The sequence below is a fragment of the Desulfuromonas thiophila genome (genome assembly GCF_900101955.1).
GTDB lineage: Bacteria > Desulfobacterota > Desulfuromonadia > Desulfuromonadales > Desulfuromonadaceae > Pseudodesulfuromonas > Pseudodesulfuromonas thiophila.
This window is the reverse complement of record NZ_FNAQ01000003.1, coordinates 47,275-71,339: the sequence shown is the minus strand read 5'-3', so window position 1 is coordinate 71,339 and position 24,065 is coordinate 47,275. Positions and strand designations below refer to the sequence as shown.

The following is a 24,065-nucleotide window of genomic DNA, read 5'->3' as shown; positions in this document are numbered from 1 at the left end:
CCGGCGGCCCGCGCCCCAATCTCCGGGATTGCCATGCAAACCGCTCTGCAACCCGCCATCAAGACCTCGGTGGTGGCCTGCATCATCGACAGCCAGTCGCGCATCCTGCTGACCCGCCGCAGCATTCCGCCCTTCTTCGGCCAATGGGTCATGCCCGGCGGCAAGATCGACCATGGCGAATCCATTGCCAGCGCCTTGCAGCGCGAGGTCCAGGAGGAGGTCGGGCTGCAGGTCGAACCGGCGGAGCTTGTTGATATTTATGAACATCTGGCCATCGGCCACAAGAAGGACCACTACATCATTCTTTACTACCGCGCCCGGCCACTGACGCTGCAGCTGCGCATCAATCCGGCCGAACTGAGCGAGGCGGTCTGGTTCGAGGCCGACCACCTGCCGACACTGGACGTACCGCCCGGCTGTCGCCAGGTGCTGGCACGGCTCTACCCGGAGGTGAACTGGCCCCGGTTGCAGCCACCGGGCGACGATGCCGACTGCGAAATCCCCGGCCTCTGTCCGCTGCCCTGACCGCCCATGTTCCGTATTGTCGAAAAACCGGTCTTTCTTGACTTTCCGCCCGGACACCATCTGCACTGCCTGCTGTGCCAGATTCCCAACCAGATCCGCTTTGCCGGTGAAACCGACCCGGCGGCGATCAGCGCGCGCAAATGGCAGCGCATCGCCGGCCTGTTCGATCTGGTCGGCCAGGCTCAGGGCAACCTGCGCAAACTGCATTTCATGCTGCTGCCCGAGGCGGTACTGCCGCTGGCCTTTGTCGATGATGCCCTGCAGGCCGCCGAACGCCAGCTGCCACACAACAGCGTTTGCATGATCGGCCTGGAACACATGGCGGTGGCCGATTTTCACGCCCTGGTGGAACGTTTCCCCGCCGATAACGCCGAACTGCTGCAATCCGTGACCGAGGATCGCCGCAGTGGTGACATCGAGGGGCTCAAGGTCAACAGCGCCCTGACCTGCATCCGCGAAGGCGACGGCCGCAGCCGCGTGTTTCTGCAGGCCAAAAGCCACCCCTTCGCCGGCGAGGAAACCATCGACGCGCGTCACGATCTCTACCACGGCAAGATCTTTCCGCTGTGGCGCAGCCAGCCAACGGGCTTCAATTTCATGGCGCTGATCTGTTTCGACTATCTCTACCGCACCCTCTACCAGTCGAACATCCGCCAGGTGATCGATCACGCCAACCAGCTGTATTTTTCAACCCGCCAGCGTCTCGACCTGCTGGCGGTGCTGGAGTGCAACCCCAAGCCGGAGCACCGCGTCTTCCGCGATGTGCTGCACGGCTTCTACGGCGAACTGCTCGAAGCCGCCCCCGGCGTACGCGACTGCATCACCCTGTTCTGCAACAGCGCCGGCAGCACACGCGAGAGCCTGCCGCTGCCCTCGACGGACAGCTTCGGTCACTCCGCCGTGGTGATCCACAAAAACCACAAGCTGCCGACGCTGCAACTGAGCGAGTTCAGCACCGACGATTTTGCTGGCCTGCCGCTGTGCCGCCTGCGTTTCGGCACCGCCAGCCGGCTGTACTATTTCAATCTGCCGGTCTTTCACGAAACCGATCCGCGCACCACCCGCATGCCGCTGAAGGTGCACCATGTCTATGCCGCCGATGCCGCCGGTGGCTGGCACAGTATCGATCCGCGCGGCACCAACCCGGCCGCCAGCGCGCCGGACATTTCCGACAGCCAAGGAGAAACCGCATGAGTCAGCCTCTGTGGGGCGGCCGTTTCACCCAGCCGACCGACCAATTTGTTCAGGAATTCACCGCCTCCATCACCTTCGATCAGCGTCTGTACCGTTACGACATTCAGGGCAGCATGGCCCATTGCCGCATGCTGGCGCGCCAGGGCATTCTCACCACCGCCGAAGCCGATCAGATTCTCGCCGGTCTCACAGACCTCCTGACCGATATCGAGGCCGGCCGCTTCGACTTTTCCGTCGCCCTTGAAGACATTCACATGAACATCGAGGCCCGCCTGATCGAGCGTATCGGTCCGGTCGGCGGCAAGCTGCACACGGCCCGCAGCCGCAACGATCAGGTGGCGGTTGATATCCGTCTGTACCTGCGCGACGAGATCGCCGCCATTCTGGCCTTCCTCACCAGCCTGCAGGGCGCCCTGCTCGATCAGGCCGAGGCCAACCTTGACACCCTGATGCCGGGCTACACCCATTTGCAGACCGCCCAGCCGGTGCTGCTGGCTCACCACCTGCTGGCCTACTTCGAGATGCTCCAGCGCGACCGCGGCCGCCTGCAGGATTGCAGCCGCCGGCTTAACCAGCTGCCACTGGGGGCCGGCGCCCTGGCTGGCACCACCTTCCCTATCGACCGCGAGTGGGTGGCGCAGCAACTTGGCTTCGCGGGTGTCACCCGCAACAGTCTTGACTCCGTTTCCGATCGCGATTTCGCCCTTGAGTTCTGCGCCGCCAGCGCCACCCTGATGATGCACCTGTCACGCCTGGCCGAGGAGCTGATCCTCTGGTCAAGCGCCGATTTTGACTTCATTGAGCTGTCAGACGCTTTCTGCACCGGCAGTTCCATCATGCCGCAGAAGAAAAATCCCGACGTACCCGAACTGGTACGGGGCAAAACGGGCCGCGTCTACGGCAACCTGATCAGCCTGCTGACCCTGATGAAGGCGTTGCCGCTGGCCTACAACAAGGACATGCAGGAAGACAAGGAACCCCTGTTCGACAGCATCGACACCGTCAAGGGCAGCCTGAAGATCTTCGCCGACATGATCGCGCAGATGCGGATCAAGGCCGGCAACATGCGCACCGCCGCCGCCCGCGGCTTTTCCACCGCCACCGACGTGGCCGACTACTGTGTGCGCAAGGGTCTGCCCTTCCGGCAGGCCCACGAGGTGGTGGGCAAGACGGTGCGCTACTGCGTCGAGACCGGCAAGGACATTCCCGACCTGAGTCTGGAGGAGTTCCGCCGCTTCAGTCCGCTGATCGAGGCCGACATCTACGACTTCGTCACCCTGGAAGCCTCGGTCAACGCCCGCACGGCCACCGGCGGCACCGCCCGCAGTGCCGTGGCCGGCGAAATCGTCCGCGCCCGCCAGCAGTTGGAGGGCACATGCTGAAGCCCACCCGCCTGCTGCTCGTAGCGCTGCTGGCATTGCCACTGACCGGCCTCGGCGGTTGCGGCAAACGCGGGCCGCTCAAACCGCTGCGCCAGCCACTGCCACAGGCGGTCGGCCAAGCGGCCCTGAGTCAAAAGGGTGACGCCCTGCTGCTGGGCTGGGATGCGCCGCGGGCCAATCAGGATGGCAGCCCCCTGAGCGATCTGAAGGGCTTCGCCGTGTACAAGATCGATTACGAGCCGGCCAAAGGCTGCCCTGAATGCCGCATTCCCCAGCAACTGTGGCGCCAGGTCGACCTGGCCGGGCCGGCAAACGACCAGAGCCAGCGCTACTATCTATGGGACAATGCCGTCGACGAGGACACCGGCTATCGTTACCGCATCGTGCCACTGACCCGCGCCGGCGGCAGCGGCGCCGAAACCCTGCTGCACCGGCCGCTGCTGCCGGCGCCACCAGCGCCACCGGCACCGGCGGCACGCGCCCTGGCCCACCAGGTGGAGCTGCGCTGGTCTGCGGCCGAGTTGCAGGACGCCGCCCGCCAAAGCGGTGGCAGCTGGCTCGGGGTCAACCTCTACCGCTGCGACGCCGGTGCCTACTATGGTCCGCGCCCGCTCAACAGCAGTCCCATCACCGCCGATCTGTACCGCGACAGCCGGGTGCAGAACGGTCAATGTTACCAGTACGCCCTGCGTTCGGTGGTGCAATACGGCGAACAGATCGTGGAAAGCCGCCTCGGTACTGCCATCGAAGCCTGCCCGCAGCTGCCGCAGGGTCTTTGACTTTGTCGAACGGCTATGGTATCAGAGTGCACGGCTCAAACCCTGTTTCGTCTTTTTTCCAATAGGTTATCGCGGCTTTCGCAGAGGAGGAGAACAGCATGTTCAAAGGATCCATGGTCGCCATCATTACGCCGTTTCGCGCCGATGGCAGCGTTGACGAGGAGGCGTTCCGCCAGCTGGTGGAGTTTCAGATTGAAAACGGTACCGATGTGCTGGTGCCCTGCGGCACCACCGGCGAGTCGGCCACCCTCAGCTATGAGGAGCACGACCAGGTCATCCGCGCCTGCATCGAACAGGCCCGTGGCCGGGTGCCGGTCGTGGCCGGGACCGGCTCCAACTCCACTGCCGAAGCCATCGAGATCAGCCGTCACGCCAAGGAGATGGGCGCCGACGGCCTGCTGCTGGTCAGCCCCTACTACAACAAGCCCTCGCAGGAAGGTCTGTACCAGCACTACAAGGCGATCGCCGAGGCCGTCGCCTTGCCGCAGATCCTCTACAACGTGCCCGGCCGTACCGGCATGAACATGCAGGCCGCCACCACCATCCGCCTGGCCGAGATTTCCAACATCGTTGCCATCAAGGAAGCCTCGGGCGATGTCACCCAGGCCGGCGAGATTCTCAGCAAGGCCGGCGACAAGATCGACGTACTCTCCGGTGACGACTTCCTCACCCTGCCCCTGATGGCCATTGGTGCCAAGGGCGTGATTTCGGTGACCGCCAATATCATGCCGAAGCAGGTCAAGGCCATGGTCAGCGCCATTGAGGCTGGCCGCTGGGATGAGGCCCGCGCGCTGCACCTGAAGATGCTCGACATTCACAACGCCATGTTCATTGAATCCAACCCGGTACCGGTCAAGACCGCTGCCGCCCTGCTGGGTCGCTGCGGTGACCAGGTGCGACTGCCGCTGGTATCACTGCAAAGCGCCAGTCTGGAGAAGCTCAAGCAGGTGATGGGCCGCTACGAGTTGCTTTAGTCCGGCCGTTCACCCGGTTCGACAGCACACCGCCGGCCGGCCCGAGGCAGATCGGGCCGGCTGTTTTTCCACTGACCCCAATCCGCGAGAATCCGACATGCTCAGTATTGCTGTTACCGGCGCCGCCGGCCGCATGGGCGGCCGCCTGATCGCCGCTGTACAGGAAAGCACCGGCCTGCGGCTCGGTGCTGCCATCGAACGGCCCGGCCACCCGGCCCTGGGTCAGGATGCCGGCACCCTGGCCGGTTGCGGCCCGCTGCACATACCGCTGACCGACGATCTGGCCGCCGCCCTGCGCCACTGTGACATCCTGATCGACTTCACCTTTCCTGCCGTCACCCTGGAAAACGCCCGCGTCTGCGCCGCCGCCGGCAAGAAGATGGTCATCGGCTCCACCGGCTTCAGTCCGGCGCAACGCGATGAGCTGGCCACCATCATGCGTGACAGCGCCCTGGTGCTGGCGCCCAACATGAGTGTCGGTGTCAATGCCTGTTTCAAACTGCTCAAGGAAGCCGCCGCCATTTTGGGCAACGGTTTCGATGTCGAGATCGTTGAGCTGCACCACAACAAGAAAAAAGACGCTCCGTCCGGCACCGCCGTCCGCATGGGCGAGGTGGTGGCCGAAGCCCTGGGCCGCGACTACAACCAGGTGGCCAACTACCACCGCGAGGGTCTGTGCGGTGAGCGCAGCCACGAAGAGATCGGCATGCAGACCGTGCGCGGTGGCGACATCGTCGGCGAGCATACCGTCTACTTCATCGGCATGGGCGAGCGCATCGAAATCAGCCATCGCGCCATGAGCCGCGACATGTTCGCCCGCGGCGCCGCCCGTGCCTGCCTGTGGCTGAGCGACAAAGAGCGCGGTTTTTACGATATGCAGGATGTCCTTGGCCTGCGCTAACAGCGCACCCCTACCTGTACTGGTTCGTTGCGGAGGAAACCCATGCGTCTGATGCTCCCCGTTCTGACGGTTCTGCTGTGCCTGGCCCTGAGCGGCTGCGAAACCTGTCACGGCCTCGGTCGCGACTTCGAAGCCATCGGCCTGTGGATGCAGAGCGGCCCTCAGTCAGGCAGTGGCGGCCAGGCCAGCCCCTGATCGCCCTGCCGGATTCGCCTGTCCCTTTCACCCCTTGCATTTAAAGGAGTTGTTGCCCTTATGGCCCGTATCAACGCCAACTATCTCAAACTCAAGGCCGGCTACCTGTTTCCTGAAATCAGCCGCCGCGTCAGCGCCTTCGCCAAGGCCCATCCCGAACGCCAGATCATCCGCCTGGGCATCGGCGATGTCACCAAACCGCTGGTACCGGCGGTGCTGGACGCCTTTCACCAGGGCGTTGACGATCTCGCCAGCAGCGACCGTTTTCACGGCTACGGTCCCGAGCAGGGCTACGACTGGTTGATCCAGACCATCATCGACAAGGCCTACAAACCCCTCGGTGTCGAGCTGGATGTGTCGGAAATGTTTATCTCCGATGGCTCGAAATGCGACAGCGCCAACATTCTCGACATCTTCGCCCTCGACAATGTGGTCGCCATCGGTGACCCGGTCTATCCGGTCTACAACGATACCAACGTGATGATCGGCCGCACCGGCGCCTGCGACGCGCGCGGCTACTACGAGGGCATCGTCTACATGCCCTGCACCGAAGAGAACGGCTTCCTGCCGGCCTTCCCGGAGCAAAAGGTCGACATCATCTATCTGTGCTTCCCCAACAATCCCACCGGCGCGGTGGCAACCCGCGAGCAGCTCAAGGGCTGGGTGGATTATGCCCTGGCCAACGACGCGGTGATCTTCTTTGACGCCGCCTACGAAGCCTTCATCACCGAGCCGGGCATTCCCCATTCCATCTATGAGATCGAGGGCGCCAAACGCTGTGCCATCGAGCTGCGCAGCTTCTCCAAAACCGCCGGCTTCACCGGTGTACGCTGCGGCCTCACCGTGGTGCCGCAGGAACTCAAGGCCAGCGACGGCCAAGGCGGCCAGGTGGCTCTCAACGCCCTGTGGAACCGGCGCCAAAGCACCAAGTTCAACGGCGTGTCCTACCCGGTGCAGCGCGCCGCCGCTGCCGTCTACTCCGCCACAGGCTGGGCACAGGTCCAGCAAGTCATCGACTTCTATATGGAAAACGCCCGCATTATCCGTGAAGGCCTGCAGGCCGCCGGCATCCGCTGCTATGGTGGGGTCAACGCGCCCTATATCTGGCTGAAAACTCCGGCCGGCCTGAGCAGCTGGGACTTTTTCGACCGCTTGCTCGATCAGTGCTCGGTGGTCGGTACCCCCGGCAGCGGCTTCGGCCCCAGTGGCGAGGGCTACTTCCGCCTGAGCGCTTTCGGCGAGCGCGCCAATGTCGAACAGGCCGTCGAGCGCATCCGCAACGGCTGGGGCCAGTGATTTTCTCCCCCGTCACACACAAGGGCCGTCCAAGGACGGCCCTTCGTTTTGGTGCCAGCCTGCTGCTGGTGGCGGCATTGCTGACGGCCCTGGCCTGCGAACGCGGCCCTCGCTTGGCCGCCCTTGATGAAACGGCCGTCATTCTGGCCTTCGGCGACAGCCTCACCGCCGGCACGGGTGCCGCCAGCGGTCAATCCTATCCTGACCAGCTCGCCGAGCGGCTCGGCCGCCAGGTCATCGCCAGCGGCATTCCGGGCGAAACCAGCGCCGAGGCACTGCGCCGTTTGCCCCAGGTACTGCAGCAGCAACAGCCGGACCTGGTAATCCTGTGCAGCGGCGGCAACGACCTGCTGCGGCGACAATCCCAGAGTGCGCTGGAACAGAATCTGCGCGCCATGTTGGAGCTGATCCGCCAGCAGGGCAGCGCCGTGCTGCTCATCGGCGTGCCCCAACCAGACCTGAGTCTGACGGTGCCCGAATTCTATCCGCGGCTGGCCAGGGAATTCGGCGCCCTTTACGAAGGCGATGGCCTGCGCCACATTCTGCGCCGCCGCGAACTCAAGAGCGACAGCGTCCATCCCAACGCCGCCGGCTATGCCGAACTGGCCGGACGTCTGGCCGAGCTTCTAACAGCGGCCAGCGACTGACAGGCTGCCACGGCCGCGACAGCGCCACAGCAGCCGAGGAGTCCGGCCACCAGCGCCGTCAAAAACTCAGCTGCGCCTGCGGCGGATCGGCTTGCACGCGGATATCGGGCTGACAGGGCAGCAGCTGGCCCGGCTGCGCGCCGCCGTCGCCGCCCAGGCGCTGCAACAGCGCCGCATTGCGCTGGCGCAGCAGTTCGCGGGCCACTTCGCTATCGAAAGCGGGCGCAGCAGCGTCCTGCGCCGCCGCGGCAGCCTTTTTCTTCTGCGGCGGTTGTTTTACCCCCTCAGGCGGCGGCAGCAGGGCCACATCGGCCGGGCTCAGGCCACTACACAGCTTCAGGCGCAGTGCCGGGCGCTGCTGCAGCAGCTCGCGCAGGGCTTTGAGTTGTGGCGCCGCCGACGGCAACAGTTCGGCCGTACCAGCCACAAAGGGTACCGGTTCCAGCGCCAGCGGGCCACCCAGGCCGACCAGCTGGCCCACCTTGAACAGCGCCCCCACCGGTGCCAGGGTCAGTTGCAGGGTTTTCTGCACCGCCTTCACCAGGGCCGTGCGCACTGCTGGGCCAATATTAAGTTTCGGATCACTCAAATCGCCGGCAAAGGGCAATTCCAGGTGAATATCGCCCTGGCCATCACGCAACAGCGCCAGGGCCAGCGACAGGGGCATGCCCAGCCCGGCGCTGGCCCGCTCCTCCTGCTCCGGCGTCAGATTGCCCAGCTCCAGCGCTCGCAAACTCAGCTGACTATGCAGATCAATCTGGCCCTGACGAACCAGCGCCTTCACCTGCAGATCGACGGCACCGTGGCGAATACGGTAACCGAGGGTTTCCTCGATATAGGGAGCGAAATCGGTCAACGCCAGATGCTGCAGATCCAGTTGCAGATCGGCCTGCTGCAGCGGATCGAGGGGGCTGCAGCGGCCACTCAGTTGCAGCTGGCCACCCTGCCCCGTCGCCAGCGCCAGTGCCACCGCCGTCTCCCGCCGCGGCTGACGGCTGTCCAGGGCGCCCAGATCAAACCGCAACGCACTCAGCTGCAGCTGTACCGGCGGCTGTGGCTGGCGATCGTTCAGTCGCAAGCCACCATCGCGCAAGCGGACCGACGCCAGTCGCCAATGCAGCGGTGCCAGAGCTGCCGGTTCGTCTTCCCGTGATGCGTGCTGCGGCGTTGCTGCGGACGAACCCGCCGGAGCGGACTCGCCCAGCGGCTGCAGACGCTGCTGCCAGGCCTGCAGATTAAACGGCCCGTCGACCGGCCGCTCCAGGGCCAGTTGTAAGCCGTCGATCAGCACAGGGCCAACCGCCAGTTCCGGCCGCTGCCCCCACCAAGACAGTTCATCCAGCTGCAACTGGCGACACTGCAGCACCGCCGCCGCGCTGGCGCCAGCAAGGCGCAAAGCCTCCAGTCCCTCAATCCGCAATGGGCCAAGCTGCACGGTTTCATCCTGCAAGCGCACGCTTTCAAGCCGCAGCCGCTGCCAGCCACTCAGCAGGGCACCGTCCCGCTGATCGCGCAGCTGCACTGGCCCCAGCGTCAGATCGGCGGACAACTGCAGTAACTGCGGCTGTTCCAGCGGCAACTGCATCTCGGTGTGCAGTTCCAGCTGGCGCAGCTGCGCTTGCAGATGTTGCTGCCCGGTACGCACTTCCAGCTGTGGCAGCCGCAGTCTACCCGCCAACCGCAGTTGCCGACCAGCATCCGGCAGCTCCCCCGGCAACAGCTGCGCACGCCCCTGCCAGTGCAGGCCCTGTTGCTGCAGCTGCAGATCCGCTGTCGGTTGCTGCAGTTGCAGATCGGCCAGCGCCAAATCACCCGTCAGATCGAGCTCAAGCACCTGCTGCGCCTGGTTCAGCTTCAGTTGGCCCTGCCAGGAAAAACCCTCCTGCCGCAACTGAAGGTCCGCCGTTGGCAGCGCCAAATCCAACGCCGCCAGCGCCAGATCGCCGGTCAGATTGAGCTCAAGCATCTGCGACGTCTGTTTCAGCTCCAGCTGGCCCTGCCAGGAAAAACCCTGCTGCTGCAGTTGCAGCCCGGCCGCCGCCTCGTTCAGCGCGAACCGTTCCAGCTGCAGTGGACCATCGAGCTGGAGTTGCAAACTCTCCGGCGACTGCTGCAAACGGAGCTGGCCCTGCCAATCCAGATCAAGCGGCCCCAGCGCCAGTTCTGCCTGACGCAGGGCCAATGCCGCCAGTTGCACCCGACCTTGCCAGCCCAGCTGCAACAGGCCACTGGCGGCGCGTGTCAGTTGCCAGTGGCCCTGCAACTGCACCGCGCCCTGCGGCTGTTTGATACCGGCCAGGGCCAGCAGCGGCGCCAGGGGTTCAAGTTGCAGATCCTGCAGCCGCACCTCGCCCTGACCGACCAGATCGCTGGCCAGGGGTTGCAGGCGGGCATCCAGATGCAGATGCTGTTCCTCGCGCCGCAGATGCAACTGCACCAGGGTCTCCTGCTGAGGCTGCCAGCTGGCCAGGGCGGTCATATCCGTTCGCACCAGCTCCAGGGTGCCCTGGTAGCTGGGCAGATCGCAGCCCAGCCGCAGGGCGCGCAGCTGCAGGCGGTCGCAACCAAATCCCCAGGGCTTTGCTGCCGCCTGCGGCACGTCCTCTGCCTCCGGCGCGGCGGATACCGGCAGGGAAAAGCCGGCCAGCTCCAGCGGCTGGCCGTCAGGCTGACGCAGAGTCATGAAAAAATCATCAAGCCCCAACTCGGTCAGCTCGATGCGACGCTGCCCCAGGGCGCCCCAGGCCAGGTCACACCACAACCGGCCAATCTGCAGCACCGGTTCGCCCTGGCGGCGCAACTCCAGACCCTGCAGCGCCAGCCGGCCCTGCGGCAGATTGAGTTCGACCCGTTCGATATGGGCGTTCACGCCAGGCTGGCGGTTGAGCCAGGTTTCACCCGCCAGCCGCAGGGCGTGAGGCAGGGCAGCCAGCAACAGACCGCTAAGCCCCAGCAATGCCAGCAAGCAACGGAGCCAGCGCTGCCACCGGGACACCCCGCTGCCGGCACCAACAGGCGGCGGCACAGGGGCAACCGGGTCGGCGTGTGCGGAACGTTCATCTTCCATGGGAGAACCTCCGGGGCAAAAGACACGTCATAGCGGTCGCAAGGATTTCAAAACGACGTTTTTTCCGTTATGCTGCGGTTTTGGCGACAAGCATCCAGCTTGGTGCCATATCCGCTCCACCGCATCGGGCCGCCGGCTGAGTCGGCAAGCAGGCGACCAAAACAGTATACCAGATCGGCCGGTCCCGTCCGGCCCAGGAGGAAAGTCATGGCCGAAACCTTTACCGCCCTGCAGGTCAGCGAACCGGAACCCAAAATCTTCAGCCGGCAAATCATCCAACGCTCCATTGATGATCTTCCAGCCGGCGAGCTGCTGGTGCGCGTGCGCTACTCGTCCCTCAACTACAAGGATGCCCTGTCGGCCAGCGGTCATCCCGGCGTTACCCGTCAGTTTCCCCATACCCCCGGCATCGACGCGGCCGGCGAGGTGGTTTCCTGCAGCGATGGCCGCTTCGCGCCTGGCGCAGCCGTCATTGTCACCAGCTATGATCTGGGCATGGAGACCGATGGCGGTTTTGGCCAGTACATCCGCGTCCCCAGTGCCTGGGCCCTGCCCCTGCCAGCGGGACTGAGCCTGCGCAGCAGCATGATCTTCGGCACCGCCGGCCTGACTGCCGCCCTGGCGTTGCAGGCTCTGCAACAACAGGGCGTTGCCGCAGGCTCGCCGGTGCTGGTCACCGGCGCCACCGGAGCTGTCGGCAGCCTGGCCGTACTGCTGCTCAGTCGCGCCGGCTACGCCGTCACCGCCGCCAGCGGCAAGCCGGAACAGGCCGACTGGCTGCGCCAACTTGGTGCCCAGGATGTGATTGACCGTGCCGCAGCAGTCGCCGGCGCTGACAAACCGCTGCTCAAACCGCGCTGGGCCGGCGTGGTCGACGGTGTCGGCGGTGCCACCCTGGCCGCCGCCCTCAAGGCCTGCCGCTATGATGGCGTGGTAGCCTGCTACGGCCTGGTCGGTTCGCCGGAACTGTCCCTCAATGTCTATCCGTTCATTCTGCGCGGCGTGCGTCTGATCGGTATCGATTCGGCCGAATGCCCCATGAGCCGGCGCCAGCAGGCCTGGCAACTGCTGGCCGATGCGGCCAGCCAGCTGCCGTTGGACCAACTGGTAACGGAAATCGGTCTGAAACAGCTGGAGGACTACCTGCGCGCCATGCTGGCCGGCCAGAGCCATGGCCGGGTGCTGATCCGACTGTAGCAAAGCAAATCTGCGGCCGGATTTTCACAAGATTGAAGGACAGGAAACACGAACAGGAGAGGTACCGATGGACATCTTCGAAAAGCTGCGCAACAGCGTGGCGCAACAGCAACAGCAGGCCGAGTTACCGGATGAACTGGCCGAGCAGATCGGCCGCATCATTGCCGAACCCCAGCGTTACCAACAGCAAACAGCGCTCCTGCACCGCTTGCAGCAACAGGTGAAGGATTACGACGCCTACGGGGACTGCGGCTGTTTTGCCGGCGGCTGCAGCCTGGGAGAGGTTCAGCGGACACTGCACCAGTTGCAGGCAGGAACGCAGGATTGAGCCGGTCCTGCCACAGCTGCTAGCGCGGCAGTTCCGTCGGCGCCGGGCTCTGCGCCAGACCGGTCAGCACGATATGCAGCACACCCCGGTCACAGTGGGCCTGCAAGCGGCTGCTGTCAAAATCGGCCGGCACAATAAAGCGCCGGCAAAAGGCGCCCCGCGGACACTCCTGCCGCTGGTAGCGCGGCGCCGTGACGGTCTCCGCCCTGCTGCCGCTGACCTCGAGAATGCCATCGGTCAGGCGCAGGCAGATCTGCTCCTCGCTGACACCGGGCAGATCGAGGCTCAACAGCAGGTCGGCGCCATCCACCCGCACATCGGCGGGGGGTTGCCAGGGCTCGACCGCAGCGGTGGAGTCGGCGGCCGCATCACCAACATGGGGCCCCAGTTGATGCAGCGCCACATCCATCTGGCGCTGCTGCTGACAAAAGGTCCGCAAGAGAACAGGACGGGTCATGGCAGAACCCCCAGCTGCTTGAGATGACGGTCGATCAGAAAACGCGAGATGCTGCGGCGACCGGGCAGCAACGGCAGATCATGGCAGGAAAACCAGCGCGCATCTTCCAGTTCGGCCTCTTCCACCTGGATATCGCCACCGGCGTAATCGGCGGTGAAACCCACCATCAGCTGCGACGGAAACGGCCAGCCCTGACTGCCAACATAGCGCAAATTGGTAATGGCGATGCCGGTCTCCTCCCGCACCTCCCGTACCACCGTTTCCTCTAGGCATTCGCCAACATCGACAAAGCCGGCCACCAGACTGTAGCGGCCCGCCTTCCAGCCGGCTTTGCGGGTCAGCAGAACCTGTTCACCGCGCTGCACCAGCACAATAATGCACGGATGAATATGCGGATAATGCTCGCGAGCGCAACCGGAGCAACGCCGCCCCCAACTGCGCGCCAGCGCCTGCAGCGGCGTGCCGCAGGCGCTGCAGCAGCGGCTGTTGTCGAGCCAGTGCAGCAACTGGCGCCCGAGGGCCGCCAGAGACAGCAGCGCCAGACTTATGCCGGGCTCCTCGGCCTGCAGATTGTACCCCACCAGACCGACCGGTGGTGACGCCTCCTGGGGCCAACGACACAGTGCGCAGGGCCGCTGCTGCCACCAGCCACACAGGCAGCATTCGGCCGTGGCCGGCGGCTGCAGTTCGTCCGGCAAGTCGCCAGCAGCGGTGAGATACAACTGCGCGCCCTGCAACACCAGCCAAACCCCTCCCTCAATCACAGGTGCGGGGGCGGCTGCCAGCTCAAAGCGGCCGGCCAGACTGGTCCGGTTGAAGGGCAGAAACAGGGCATCCTCGAAAGCCTGGGCAAAGCAGGCAGGAGAAACCGGCGGTGCGGACATGGAACCTCTCTGCGACAGGGGTGACTTCATTGCGGGCTCAATTTCTTGCCGGCGCCATCGGCCAGCCGCCAGCCGGCGTCAACAGGCCGCTCACGCCGCAACAGATCGCCCACCTGCAGCGGCGCCGGCGGCCGCAACCAGACGCGGGCATTGGGCTGAATCAGCTGACAGGGCTGACCGGCTTCGTCCTCCGCCCCGCTCAGCGGCCAGGGCAGCGTCCGCATGGCCGGACCGATGACCTCAACCTGCTCATCGGCGGCAAAACGGTTGCGACCCTCCACCAACACCCGGCCGTCCGCCGCCACTGCCCGCACAATCGCGAGAAAATCATGGCTCTGGCGATAGCGCGAATCTTCCCGGTGCACGGCGGCGGAGCCAGCCGGCAGATCACTGATATAGGGACGGTGACTGACCTTGTCAAGCTCGGCCCGCCACTGGGGGTCGGCGACATAGCCGATGGGATCGGCGCACCAGGCATCAATGGCGGCGCGATAAACGCGCGTCACAGCGGCAACATAGTAAAGAGTTTTCATGCGACCCTCGATCTTGCAGCTATCGATGCCACTGGCCAGCAACTGCGGTAGCGCGTCGAGTCGGCACAGATCCTCGCTGTTGAACAGATAGGTGCCGCGGGCATCCTCCTCAATGGGAAAATAGCGGCCTGGGCGGGTTTCCTCCACCACGGCGTAATTCCAGCGGCACGGCTGGGCACAGGCGCCGGCATTGGCACTGCGGCCGGTAAGGGCACTGGACAGCAGACAACGACCGGAATAGGCCACACACAGGGCGCCATGCACAAAGGCCTCCAGTTCCACCGTCGTCTGGGAACGGATCAGACGCAGATCGGCCAGGCTCAGCTCACGCCCGAGATTGACGCGTGCCACGCCCTGGGTTCGCCAGAACTCACAGGCCGGACCATTGAGGGTGTTGGCCTGGGTCGACAAATGGATCTCGCGTTGCGGGTCGATGGCACGCACCCGGCTGAGCACACCGGGATCGGAGACAATGTAGGCATCGAGAGTCAGCGGCCGCAGGCTTTCAAGATAGGCATCGAGTTGCGCCATTTCACCTGCGTGCAGATAGGCGTTAAGGGTCAGGTACAGCTTGCGGCCGCACCCGTGGGCCAGTTCCAGCGCCTGGCGCAGCAGCGGCAGCGAGAAGGTCCCGGCCGGGGCACGCAGGCCAAACTGTTCACCACCGAGATAAACGGCATCGGCGCCATAAAGCAGCGCCAGCTGCAACTTGTCGAGGTCGCCGGCCGGAGCCAGCAGTTCCACCCGGGGCATCAGAAAGCTCCTTGTTCTATCGGTTACGGGCGCCAGCGGGCTGGAAATGGCCAGCAGCCGGCGGCGCGGTGAAGGGCAGCGTATCAGCATACGGCAAAAGACCGGCCAAGACCAGTCCGCCGGCCAGCGCAAGAAAAAGACCGCATTCCGACTTGACAAGCCGGGGTAAAGGCATTAGAAAATAAAATGTTTTTCACTTTTTTCACCCCCGTTCACGGCTGCGGCCCCGCCGGCAGCACGAGGCCCCATGACAACCCGACCCGTCGCGATCCGTTTTGCCCGGCCCTGCCGGCGCCTGTTGGCCCTGTTGAGCCTGGCCGGCGTCCTGAGCGCCTGTGCCACCACCGCACCAGCGCCACAGCCATTGATTTCGCCTTTGGAGCAGAGTCTCAAGAATCAAGAGCAGCGTTTGACCGCCCTGGAACAGCGCCTCGCCCAGTTCGACCAGGGACTGACCGCATTGGACGAGCGGCTCGATCAGCTTGAACTACGGCCCCAGACAGCCGCTGTCAATCCTGCGCCGCTGGCCGTTGTCGCCGAGCCGGCTGCGACCACAGCTGCAGCCTCACAGGAGACAGCCCAGCCACCATCAGAGCTTTATCGTCTCGGTTTCGCCGCCTACACCGTCGGTGACCATGGCACGGCGGCACGACTGTTCGAGCGCTTTTGCAATGCCTACCCGACGCATGATTACGCCGCCAATGCCCGCTACTGGCAGGGCGAGGCCTACCGCGCCCTCAATCAGCCCCAGCTGGCCCAAGCCGCCTATCGCGATCTGCTCGAACTGGCACCAGAGGCCCAGAAGGCGCCCTTTGCCCTGCAACGCCTGGCCGAGCTGGCAGCCGCCAGCGGAGATCAGGCGCAGGAACACCAGCTGCTGCTGCAGTTGCAGCAAACCTATCCCGACAGCGATGTCGCCCGCCAGCTTGCCCGCCGGCGGCCGGCGCCCGGTCCTTAAGCCCCCGAAGGAGAGAGCCCCATGCGTTGCTTCAAAACCCTGCTGCTGAGCTGCCTGCTGCTGGTGCCGCTTTTGGCCGGCGCGACCGAAACACCGACCATCTACACCATCAAAAAGGGTGATACCCTCTGGGGCATCTCACAGCGCTTCATCAGCGATCCCTGGTACTGGCCCAGTCTGTGGGCCAACAATCCACTCATTCGCAATCCCCACCTGATCTATCCGGGGCAGAAACTGGCCATCTACGATGGCCGCATCGAACTGTTGCCGGCCAGCGAGGAAATCACCCGGACGGCCGAACCCCTGCCGACGCCGGTTGACGCCATCAGCTTCGAGGCCCACGGCGATCTGCAGACCTTCATCAGCGCCGACAGACTTGAGCGCAGCGGTCGCATTGTCGACACCATCGACAACCGCATCCTGATGACCCAGGGTGACGAGGTGTTCGTGCAGATGTCTGACGCCCAGGCACGCATCGGCGCCCGCTACCGCATCTACAGTCTGGGCGAACTGGTACGTCATCCGGCCACCAACCGCAAGCTGGGCCATCAGCTGATCTGGCTGGGCGAACTGGAACTGACCGCCGCCCACGAACAGGTCTACAGTGCCCGCATCACCCAGGCCGCCCGCGAAATCGAACGCGGCAGTCTGCTGCTGCCACCCGCTGAAACCAACCGTGAAATCGACCTCAAACGCGCCAGTCAGGTTCTCCACGGCACCCTCGTGGCCGCGGCGCCGGGCAAGATCGCCCTTGGCCAGCACGATGTCTGTCATATCGATCTGGGCCGCAATGAGGGACTGGAAGTCGGCAACATGCTCACCATCGTGCGGCCACGCCAGCCGACCGAGCGGGCCAAGGCCGACCGCAATCTGCGCCTGCCTGACAGCTTGCTCGGCCGCGCCCTGGTGGTGCGGGTCGATGACGCCAGCGCGGTCGCATTGATCCTCAAGGCCAGCGAGCCGGTTTATCGTGGCGATCTGGTCTACAGCGAAATCGACTGAGACCGCCGCCCCCGGTGGCCGGTCCCCACGCGGCGGGGCTGCTGGCAGCCCCGCTTTTTTTGCGCCCCCATGCTGAACACTTTCCCATGATCCAGACATCAGAATTCTCTGCGGAGGAGTTGGCCCTGTTCCGCCTGCACCAGACCCCGGGACTGGGACGGGTCGGCCTGGAACGCCTGCTGGGCTGTTTCGGCAGCGCCGCCAATGCCCTGACCCAACCGCGCAACCGCTGGCACAGCCAGGCGGGTCTGAGCCGGCGACTGGGTGACACCCCGGCCGCCGATGATCGGTGTTTTTTACAGCTGTGCGATCAGCTGCAGCACAACCAGGTACGCCTGCTGCGGCGCGGCGCCAGCGACTATCCCGCACCGCTGCAGCAACTCAGCGATCCGCCGGCTCTGCTTTATCTGCAGGGTCGCCTGCCGACACAACCGGCGCTGGCCATTGTCGGTTCGCGCCACGCCAGTGCTGATGGCCTGCGGCTGGCCTTCGAACTGGGGCGCGATCTGGCCCGGGCAGGCTTTTGTATCGTCAGCGGCCTGGCCCGTGGCATTGATGGCGCCGCCCATCAAGGAGCGCTGGAAGCGCAGGGTCACACGGTTGCCGTTCTCGGCGGCGGCATCGACCGAATCTATCCGCCCGAGCACGCCCGGTTACATCAGCAACTGGCCGAACGGGGCGGTCTGCTGAGCGAGTACGCACCGGGCACGGCTCCCCGTCCCGGCCACTTCCCCGGCCGCAACCGCATCATCAGCGCCCTGTGTCAGGGCATTCTGATCGTCGAGGCCGGCGAGAAAAGCGGCTCCCTGATCACCGCCGAATTCGCCCTTGAACTCGGACGCGATGTCTTTGCCGTACCAGGCTCACCGCTCAACCCGACCTGCCGCGGCAGCCTGCAGCTCCTTAAGGATGGCGCGACCCTGGTCACCAGCGCTGACGATGTGCTGGCGGCCTATGCCCTGGCGCCATCCACCACAGCACCGCTGACCGAAGCCGGCACCCCTGGCCCTGCCGCCCCAGCCGGCCTTGATGACAGGGCCCTGCAGGTCTTCCGCCTGCTTGATGGCCAGCCGCGCCACTGCGACGAACTGGCCGGCCGATGCGGGTTGACACCCATGGAGCTTTCCGCTATCGTTCTGCACCTGGAGCTGCAGGGGTTGGCCCGTGCCTGTCCCGGCGGCTGCTATATTAAGGCCTAAGGGCCTGATTTAACTGTTTTTCACAGGGGTCTCTTGAACGAGCGGATTCTCATTCTGGTCGGCATCATCGCGCGACACTTTCTGAGCGGGGACGACTTTTCCAGCACCGAGGAGATTGTCGATGAACTGCTGGAAGCCGGCTTTGACGATGACGAAATCCGTCAGGCTTTTGGCTGGATCGAGCAAATCAGTCTGCAGCCTTCCAGTGACAGCCCACCACCGTTGCGACAGGATCCCCTGCGCCTGTTCGCGCCCGAGGAAATGCGCTGTCTCAGCCGGGCGGCGCGCGGTTTTCTCATCCGCCTGCGCCGCCAGGGACTGCTTCCCCCTGAAATCGAGGAAGAGGTCATCCTGCGGGCCTGCCTTGAACGTGATGGTGAGGTGGGTCTGAGCGAGGTTCGCTCCATTACGGCACTGGCCCTGTTCACCAGTCAGCGCAGCGACTCTCCGGTCATTGCCCACATCATCGGCAGCGACCGCAAGCGCGCCTATCACTGATTTACCCTGAAAACGAGGTCGCCGGCTGCAGATTCTGCAGCCTTTTTTTATCTGGCCGACCCAAGCACTGAGGAATGTCGCTCATGGCACGTTGCCTGGTTATCGTCGAATCGCCCGCCAAATCCAAAACCATCGAGAAGTTTCTCGGCCAGGATTACAAGGTCATGGCCTCCTACGGCCATGTGCGCGCCCTGCCCAGCAAGCAGGGCTCCGTCGATGTCGCGGCGGGCTTCGAGCCCAACTACCAGATTCTGCCGGAAAGCCAGAAACATATTACCCAGCTGGCTCGTGAGGTGGCCCATTGCGAGGAACTGATTCTGGCCACCGACCTCGACCGCGAGGGCGAGGCCATCGCCTGGCATCTGCTTGAAGCCCTCAAACTGTCCGAAACCGGCAAAAAACCGCGGGTCAAGCGGGTAACCTTTCACGAGATCACCAAGCCAGCAATCCTGGCCGCCATGGCCAATCCGCACCAGATATCACGCAATCTGGTCGATGCCCAGCAGGCCCGCGCCATCCTTGACTATCTGGTCGGCTTCACCCTGTCGCCCTTTCTGTGGAAGAAGATCCGCTATGGCCTGTCGGCCGGGCGGGTGCAGTCGGTGGCCCTGCGGCTGATCTGCGAGCGGGAAAAGGACATCAGCGCTTTCCAGCCGAAGGAATACTGGTCCCTTGACGCCCTGCTGCAGAACCAGCAGGGTCAGGCCTTCCGCGCCTACCTGCACGCCATTGACGGCCAGACGCTGAAAAAATTCGACATTGCCGACGAAACGACCGCCAGCGCGATACGCGATGCCCTGCACCAGCGGCCGCTGCAGGTGGCCAGCGTGGAATGCAAGGAAAAGAAACGCACGCCGGCGCCGCCCTTCACCACCAGCACCCTGCAGCAGGAGGCCAGCCGCAAGTTGGGCTTTTCCGCCCGCAAGACCATGACGGTGGCGCAAAAGCTCTATGAGGGCATCGACATTGGCGAGGGAGCCGTCGGCCTGATCACCTACATGCGTACCGATTCGGTGGCGCTGTCGGAACTGGCCACCAGCGAAGCGCGTGAGGAAATCACCCGGCTATTCGGTGCCGATTACGCCCTGGCGCGGCCACGCGTCTTCAAGAGCCGGGCCAAGAATGCCCAGGAGGCCCACGAGGCCATCCGACCGACGGCCATCGTCAACCATCCCGACCGTGTCAAGGGCGCCCTGACCTCGGATCAGTACAAGCTCTATCGGCTGATCTGGCAACGCACGGTTGCCAGCCAGATGGCTCAGGCACTGCTCGATGCCACCACCGTGACCATTGAGACCGCAGCTGGCGATGGTGACGGTCGCATCTACGCCCTGCGGGCCAGCGGCCAGGTGATCCGTTTTCCCGGTTTCATGAAACTCTACATCGAAGGCAGCGACAATCCCGATGAGGGCGATGGCAGCGCCGAAGGACTGCTGCCGGCCCTGCAGCCCCAGGAGCCGGTGCTGTGGCAAGACCTCGCGGCCAACCAGCATTTCACCCAGCCACCGCCTCGCTACACCGAGGCCAGCCTGGTCAAGACCCTGGAGGAATACGGCATCGGCCGGCCTTCGACCTACGCCTCGATCATGAACACCCTGGTTACCCGCCGCTATGTCCGGCTGGAAAAACGCGCCTTTTTCGCCGAGGATATCGGCCTGGTGGTCAACGAGCTGCTGTCGAACCATTTCAGCCGCTACGTCGACTACGATTTCACCGCCCAGTTCGAGGAACAACTCGATGCCGTAGCCCGCGGCGAAAAGCAGTGGAAGCCACTGCTCAAGGAATACTGGGAACCCTTTGTCGCCCTGCTGCGCCAGAAGGACGCCGAAATCAGCAAGGGCGATCTGACCACCGAGGAAACCGACAAGACCTGCCCCCAATGTGGCAAGCCGCTGGTGGTCAAGCTCGGCCGGGCCGGCAAGTTTCTTGCCTGCAGCGGTTTTCCCGACTGCCGCCACACCGAACCCCTCGAAGGCGCCGAGCGCGAGGAACCGGAGGTGTCGGATCAGAAATGCGATAAATGCGGCGCGCCCATGCTGGTCAAGAACGGTCGCTATGGCAAGTTTCTCGCCTGCAGCGCCTACCCGCAGTGCAAGAACATCCAGCCGCTGGTCAAGCCCAAGGCTCTGGGCATTGCCTGCCCCAACTGCGACAGCGGTGAGCTGATGGAGAAGAAAAGCCGCTACGGCAAGATTTTCTACTCCTGCAACCAGTACCCGCGCTGCACCTACGCGCTATGGGATCTGCCGTTGGCGCAACCCTGCCCCAAATGCCATTTCCCGCTGACGGTGGAAAAAACCACCAAGCGCGAAGGCACCCTGCGCAAGTGCCCCCAGCCGGAGTGTGACTTCAAGGAAGTGCTGGTGGCGCCGGAGAAAAAACCGGCGGCCGACAAACCGGTCAAAAAGGCCAGTGGCAGCAGCGCGGCCACGAAAAAAGCCAGCGCGCCGCGCAAAACCGCCACCCAAAAGGCCACCTCACCCGCCAAGAGCGGCAGCCGCAAGAAAGCCGCCGAGACGGAAGCGGAAGCATGAGCTCCAGCCCCCTGACACCCGCCCGACCTCAGCTGACCATCATCGGCGGCGGCCTGGCCGGCTGTGAAGCCGCCTGGCAGGCCGCCAACCGCGGTTTGACGGTGACCCTCTACGAGATGAAGCCGCAGCGGTTCTCCGCCGCCCACCAGAGTGCCGATCTGGCCGAACTGGTCTGCTCCAACAGCCTGCGTGGCCGTGGCATGAACAACGCCGTTGGCTGTCTGAAAGAGGAACTGCGGCGTGCCCGCAGCCTGTTTTTACAGGCCGCCGACGCCACGACAGTGCCGGCCGGCGGCGCTCTGGCCGTCGATCGCGCAGCCTTCAGCGCCCTGATCAGCCAGCGCATCGGCCAGCATCCCGCCATCGAGCTGCGACGCGAGGAAATCACCCGCCTGCCGGCGGCGGGTGCGGTCATCATCGCCACCGGACCACTGACCTCCGACGCCCTGGCACAGCAGATCGCCAACCTGACCAGCAGCGAGGATCTGTATTTCTACGACGCCATCGCGCCCATTGTCAGCGCCGATTCCATCGACTTCAGCAAAGCCTGGCGTGCCTCGCGCTACGACAAGGGCGAAGCCGACTACATCAATTGCCCGCTGGACGAGGCCCAGTATCAGGCCTTCGTGACGGCCCTGCTGCAGGCCGACAAGGTACCGGCGCGCAACTTCGAAACCATGCGCCACTTTGAAGGCTGCATGCCCATTGAAGAGATGGCGGCCCGTGGACCTCAAACCCTGGCCTTCGGGCCGATGAAACCGGTGGGCCTGATCGACCCACACACCGGCCGCATGCCCTATGCCGTCGTGCAGCTGCGCCAGGACAACCACCACGCCACCAGCTACAACCTGGTCGGCTTTCAGACCAAGCTCACCTACCCTGAACAACGCCGCATCTTCCGCACCCTCCCCGGCCTGGAGCAGGCGCAGTTTGAACGACTCGGCAGCGTCCACCGCAACACCTACATCAACGCACCGCGCTGCCTCAATGGCCGGCTGCAGCTCAACAGCGAGCCGCGGCTGTATTTTGCCGGCCAGATCACCGGCGTGGAAGGCTATGTCGAATCGGCCGCCTGCGGCTTTCTGGCCGGACTGATCGCCAGTGCCGACCTGCTGGAGCGCCCCCTTGAACTGCCACCGGCGGTCACCGCCTGCGGCGCCCTGCTCGGCCATCTGAGTCACCTCACGAGCGATTTTCAGCCACAGAACGTCAATTACGGCCTGTTCCCACCACTGGAAAACGGCCGCATGAAACGCGCCGACCGGCGGCTGGCGCTGGCCGAGCGCGCCCTGCGCCAGTTCGACGCCTGGCTGGCCGGCATTGAACAGCAACTGCCGCAGGTGAGCGCGTGACCAGCCAACCGGCCACCAGCGGCATCGTGCTGGCATCGGCCTCGCCACGCCGCCTGGAGATGCTGCAACGCTTCGGCATCCCCCTGCAGGTGATCGCCAGCGCCATCGCCGAGGAGCAGCTGCCACAGGAGGAGGCCGAGGCCTTCGTGCTGCGCATCAGCCGTGAAAAAGCCGAAGAGGTCGCCCGCCGCCGGCCAGAGGCCGGACGCTGGTATATTGGCTGCGATACCGCCGTGCAGTGTGACACGCAGCTGTTTGGCAAACCACGCGACGCCGCCGAGGCCAGCGCCATGCTGCAGCAGCTGTCGGGCCGCTGGCACCGGGTGTTGTCAGCCTATGCCCTTTTCGACCGTCTGACCGGCCAGTGCCGCCAGCGTTGTGTCATTACCCGGGTGGCGCTGCGTCCATTGACAGCGGCAGAAATCGCGGGGTACATTGCCAGCGGTGAACCGACCGACAAGGCCGGGGCCTACGCCATTCAGGGCCTGGGCGCCTTCATGGTCCGCGCCATCGAAGGCAGCTACACCAGCGTCGTCGGCCTGCCCCTGTGCGAACTGCTTGACGACCTGCAGCAGCTGGGCGTCTGGCAGCTGTTCGCACCCGCCCCCTGAGGCTCCCCAGCCCCTCCGCCCCGCGCCGCGCCAGGTTCACCGCCCGTCCCGTTCAGCCTCAGCGGGCGGCCACGACGACCTCTGGCTGTCCGCTTGTTTGTTGTTTGGAGGAACACCGATGCCACCTGTGCCCGCCTCTGCCATCGCCACCCGCCTGAGCGCCATCCGTCAGCGGCTGGAGGCTGCCTGCCGCCGCTGCGGCCGGGCGCCGGAATCCGTCCAGCTGATCGCCGTATCGAAAAAACAGCCCGTCGCAGCCATGGCCGCCGCTGCGGCCGCCGGTCAGCAGCTTTTTGGCGAAAGCTATGTGCAGGAATTCATCGACAAACAGCAGCAACTGGATCTGCCCCTGGAATGGCATTTCATCGGCGCGCTGCAAAGCAACAAGGTCAAATACCTGCGCGGCCGCACGGCCCTGATTCACTCCGTCGACCGCTGGAGTCTGGCGCAGGAAATCGACCGCCAGTGGGGCCGGATCGGCCAGCGGGCCCGCATTCTGCTGCAGGTCAATCTGGCTGGCGAAACCAGCAAGGCCGGCGTCGCGCCGGACCAGCTGAGCGAGTTGGCCAGTCAGATCAGCACGCTGGCGCATGTGCGACTTGAGGGCCTGATGTGCCTGCCACCCTATGCCGCCGATCCAGAGCAGGTGCGGCCCTGGTTCCGCCAGCTGCGCCAGCTGGCCGCGACATTGCAGCTTGAGGTGCTATCCATGGGGATGAGCCACGACTTCGAGGTCGCCATTGAGGAGGGTGCCACCCTGATCCGTGTCGGCACCGCCCTGTTCGGCGAGCGCGACTAG

The 24,065-nt window shown here is 64.6% G+C and carries 23 protein-coding genes; 19 read left to right on the top strand and 4 right to left on the bottom strand.

Going from position 1 to position 24,065, the window contains the following annotated elements; translation table 11 throughout:
* The first annotated feature begins 33 nt into the window (after positions 1-33).
* The 9 genes from BLR80_RS04205 (at position 34) to BLR80_RS04170 (ending at position 7,893) form a co-directional block, all read left to right on the top strand.
* The gene (locus tag BLR80_RS04205; RefSeq protein ID WP_092076599.1) at positions 34-525 is read left to right on the top strand and encodes an NUDIX domain-containing protein; all 492 of its coding nucleotides are present in this window, start codon (positions 34-36) and stop codon (positions 523-525) included.
* Positions 526-531: 6 nt separating this feature from the next.
* The gene (locus BLR80_RS04200) at positions 532-1,719 is read left to right on the top strand and encodes a hypothetical protein (protein ID WP_216095169.1); all 1,188 of its coding nucleotides are present in this window, start codon (positions 532-534) and stop codon (positions 1,717-1,719) included.
* Entirely contained in the window at positions 1,716-3,101 is a 1,386-nt protein-coding gene (gene argH / locus BLR80_RS04195) for an argininosuccinate lyase (RefSeq protein ID WP_092076597.1), read from the top strand. The genes BLR80_RS04200 and argH overlap by 4 nt, the downstream gene beginning before the upstream one ends.
* On the top strand, positions 3,095-3,880 hold the full coding sequence (locus BLR80_RS04190; RefSeq protein WP_092076595.1) for a hypothetical protein: 786 nt from the start codon (positions 3,095-3,097) through the stop codon (positions 3,878-3,880). Before argH ends, BLR80_RS04190 begins: the two co-directional genes overlap by 7 nt.
* Positions 3,881-3,978: 98 nt before the next feature.
* Positions 3,979-4,854 carry a 4-hydroxy-tetrahydrodipicolinate synthase gene (gene dapA / locus BLR80_RS04185; RefSeq protein ID WP_092076593.1) on the top strand — a complete coding sequence of 292 codons (876 nt, stop codon included), beginning with the start codon at positions 3,979-3,981 and terminating at the stop codon, positions 4,852-4,854.
* A gap of 97 nt (positions 4,855-4,951) precedes the next feature.
* Complete coding sequence (dapB, locus tag BLR80_RS04180) at positions 4,952-5,755, top strand: 4-hydroxy-tetrahydrodipicolinate reductase (protein ID WP_092076591.1); 804 nt, start codon at positions 4,952-4,954, stop codon at positions 5,753-5,755.
* Positions 5,756-5,797: 42 nt separating this feature from the next.
* Positions 5,798-5,950 (top strand): hypothetical protein, encoded by a 153-nt coding sequence (locus BLR80_RS12870; protein ID WP_171906305.1) that lies wholly within the window; start codon positions 5,798-5,800, stop codon positions 5,948-5,950.
* A gap of 60 nt (positions 5,951-6,010) precedes the next feature.
* Entirely contained in the window at positions 6,011-7,246 is a 1,236-nt protein-coding gene (locus tag BLR80_RS04175) for an LL-diaminopimelate aminotransferase (RefSeq protein WP_092076589.1), read from the top strand.
* Positions 7,243-7,893, top strand: coding sequence for a GDSL-type esterase/lipase family protein (locus BLR80_RS04170; protein WP_216095168.1), 651 nt, complete (start codon positions 7,243-7,245; stop codon positions 7,891-7,893). Before BLR80_RS04175 ends, BLR80_RS04170 begins: the two co-directional genes overlap by 4 nt.
* 58 nt (positions 7,894-7,951) lie before the next feature.
* Here BLR80_RS04170 and BLR80_RS04165 read toward each other — a convergent pair whose 3' ends face one another.
* Positions 7,952-10,960, bottom strand: a complete 3,009-nt coding sequence (locus BLR80_RS04165; protein ID WP_092076587.1) for a DUF748 domain-containing protein — start codon at positions 10,958-10,960, stop codon at positions 7,952-7,954.
* Positions 10,961-11,167: 207 nt separating this feature from the next.
* Here BLR80_RS04165 and BLR80_RS04160 point away from each other — a divergent pair, with 207 nt between their 5' ends.
* Together BLR80_RS04160 and BLR80_RS04155 are read left to right on the top strand one after the other, a co-directional pair.
* Positions 11,168-12,157, top strand: coding sequence for a YhdH/YhfP family quinone oxidoreductase (locus BLR80_RS04160; RefSeq protein ID WP_092076585.1), 990 nt, complete (start codon positions 11,168-11,170; stop codon positions 12,155-12,157).
* A 67-nt stretch (positions 12,158-12,224) separates the two neighbouring features.
* Positions 12,225-12,485 (top strand): GSU3529 family protein, encoded by a 261-nt coding sequence (locus BLR80_RS04155; protein WP_092076584.1) that lies wholly within the window; start codon positions 12,225-12,227, stop codon positions 12,483-12,485.
* A 19-nt stretch (positions 12,486-12,504) separates the two neighbouring features.
* Here BLR80_RS04155 and BLR80_RS04150 read toward each other — a convergent pair whose 3' ends face one another.
* From BLR80_RS04150 to BLR80_RS04140, 3 genes are read right to left on the bottom strand one after another with little or no spacing between them, the layout of a single operon-like run.
* Positions 12,505-12,942 carry an Hsp20/alpha crystallin family protein gene (locus tag BLR80_RS04150; protein ID WP_092076582.1) on the bottom strand — a complete coding sequence of 146 codons (438 nt, stop codon included), beginning with the start codon at positions 12,940-12,942 and terminating at the stop codon, positions 12,505-12,507.
* Positions 12,939-13,826, bottom strand: coding sequence for an NAD(+) diphosphatase (gene nudC, locus BLR80_RS04145; RefSeq protein ID WP_092076581.1), 888 nt, complete (start codon positions 13,824-13,826; stop codon positions 12,939-12,941). Before nudC ends, BLR80_RS04150 begins: the two co-directional genes overlap by 4 nt.
* A 26-nt stretch (positions 13,827-13,852) precedes the next feature.
* Positions 13,853-15,112: a peptidase U32 family protein gene (locus tag BLR80_RS04140; RefSeq protein ID WP_092076579.1), complete on the bottom strand. Its 1,260-nt coding sequence runs from the start codon at positions 15,110-15,112 to the stop codon at positions 13,853-13,855.
* 247 nt (positions 15,113-15,359) lie between these two features.
* Here BLR80_RS04140 and BLR80_RS04135 point away from each other — a divergent pair, with 247 nt between their 5' ends.
* The 8 genes from BLR80_RS04135 (at position 15,360) to BLR80_RS04100 (ending at position 24,065) form a co-directional block, all read left to right on the top strand.
* Positions 15,360-16,070, top strand: coding sequence for a tetratricopeptide repeat protein (locus BLR80_RS04135; protein WP_092076577.1), 711 nt, complete (start codon positions 15,360-15,362; stop codon positions 16,068-16,070).
* A 21-nt stretch (positions 16,071-16,091) separates the two neighbouring features.
* A complete protein-coding gene (locus tag BLR80_RS04130) occupies positions 16,092-17,072 on the top strand; it encodes a LysM peptidoglycan-binding domain-containing protein (protein WP_092076575.1) in 981 nt (326 codons plus the stop codon).
* A gap of 86 nt (positions 17,073-17,158) precedes the next feature.
* Positions 17,159-18,271, top strand: coding sequence for a DNA-processing protein DprA (gene dprA / locus BLR80_RS04125; protein ID WP_143012077.1), 1,113 nt, complete (start codon positions 17,159-17,161; stop codon positions 18,269-18,271).
* 33 nt (positions 18,272-18,304) lie between these two features.
* Positions 18,305-18,769 (top strand): DUF494 family protein, encoded by a 465-nt coding sequence (locus BLR80_RS04120; RefSeq protein WP_092076571.1) that lies wholly within the window; start codon positions 18,305-18,307, stop codon positions 18,767-18,769.
* Between the two features lie 83 nt (positions 18,770-18,852).
* Complete coding sequence (topA, locus tag BLR80_RS04115; RefSeq protein WP_092076569.1) at positions 18,853-21,303, top strand: type I DNA topoisomerase; 2,451 nt, start codon at positions 18,853-18,855, stop codon at positions 21,301-21,303.
* On the top strand, positions 21,300-22,655 hold the full coding sequence (gene trmFO, locus BLR80_RS04110) for a methylenetetrahydrofolate--tRNA-(uracil(54)-C(5))-methyltransferase (FADH(2)-oxidizing) TrmFO (protein WP_092076567.1): 1,356 nt from the start codon (positions 21,300-21,302) through the stop codon (positions 22,653-22,655). Before topA ends, trmFO begins: the two co-directional genes overlap by 4 nt.
* A complete protein-coding gene (locus BLR80_RS04105; protein ID WP_281241583.1) occupies positions 22,652-23,266 on the top strand; it encodes a Maf family protein in 615 nt (204 codons plus the stop codon). Before trmFO ends, BLR80_RS04105 begins: the two co-directional genes overlap by 4 nt.
* Before the next feature lie 118 nt (positions 23,267-23,384).
* Positions 23,385-24,065: a YggS family pyridoxal phosphate-dependent enzyme gene (locus BLR80_RS04100; protein WP_092076565.1), complete on the top strand. Its 681-nt coding sequence runs from the start codon at positions 23,385-23,387 to the stop codon at positions 24,063-24,065.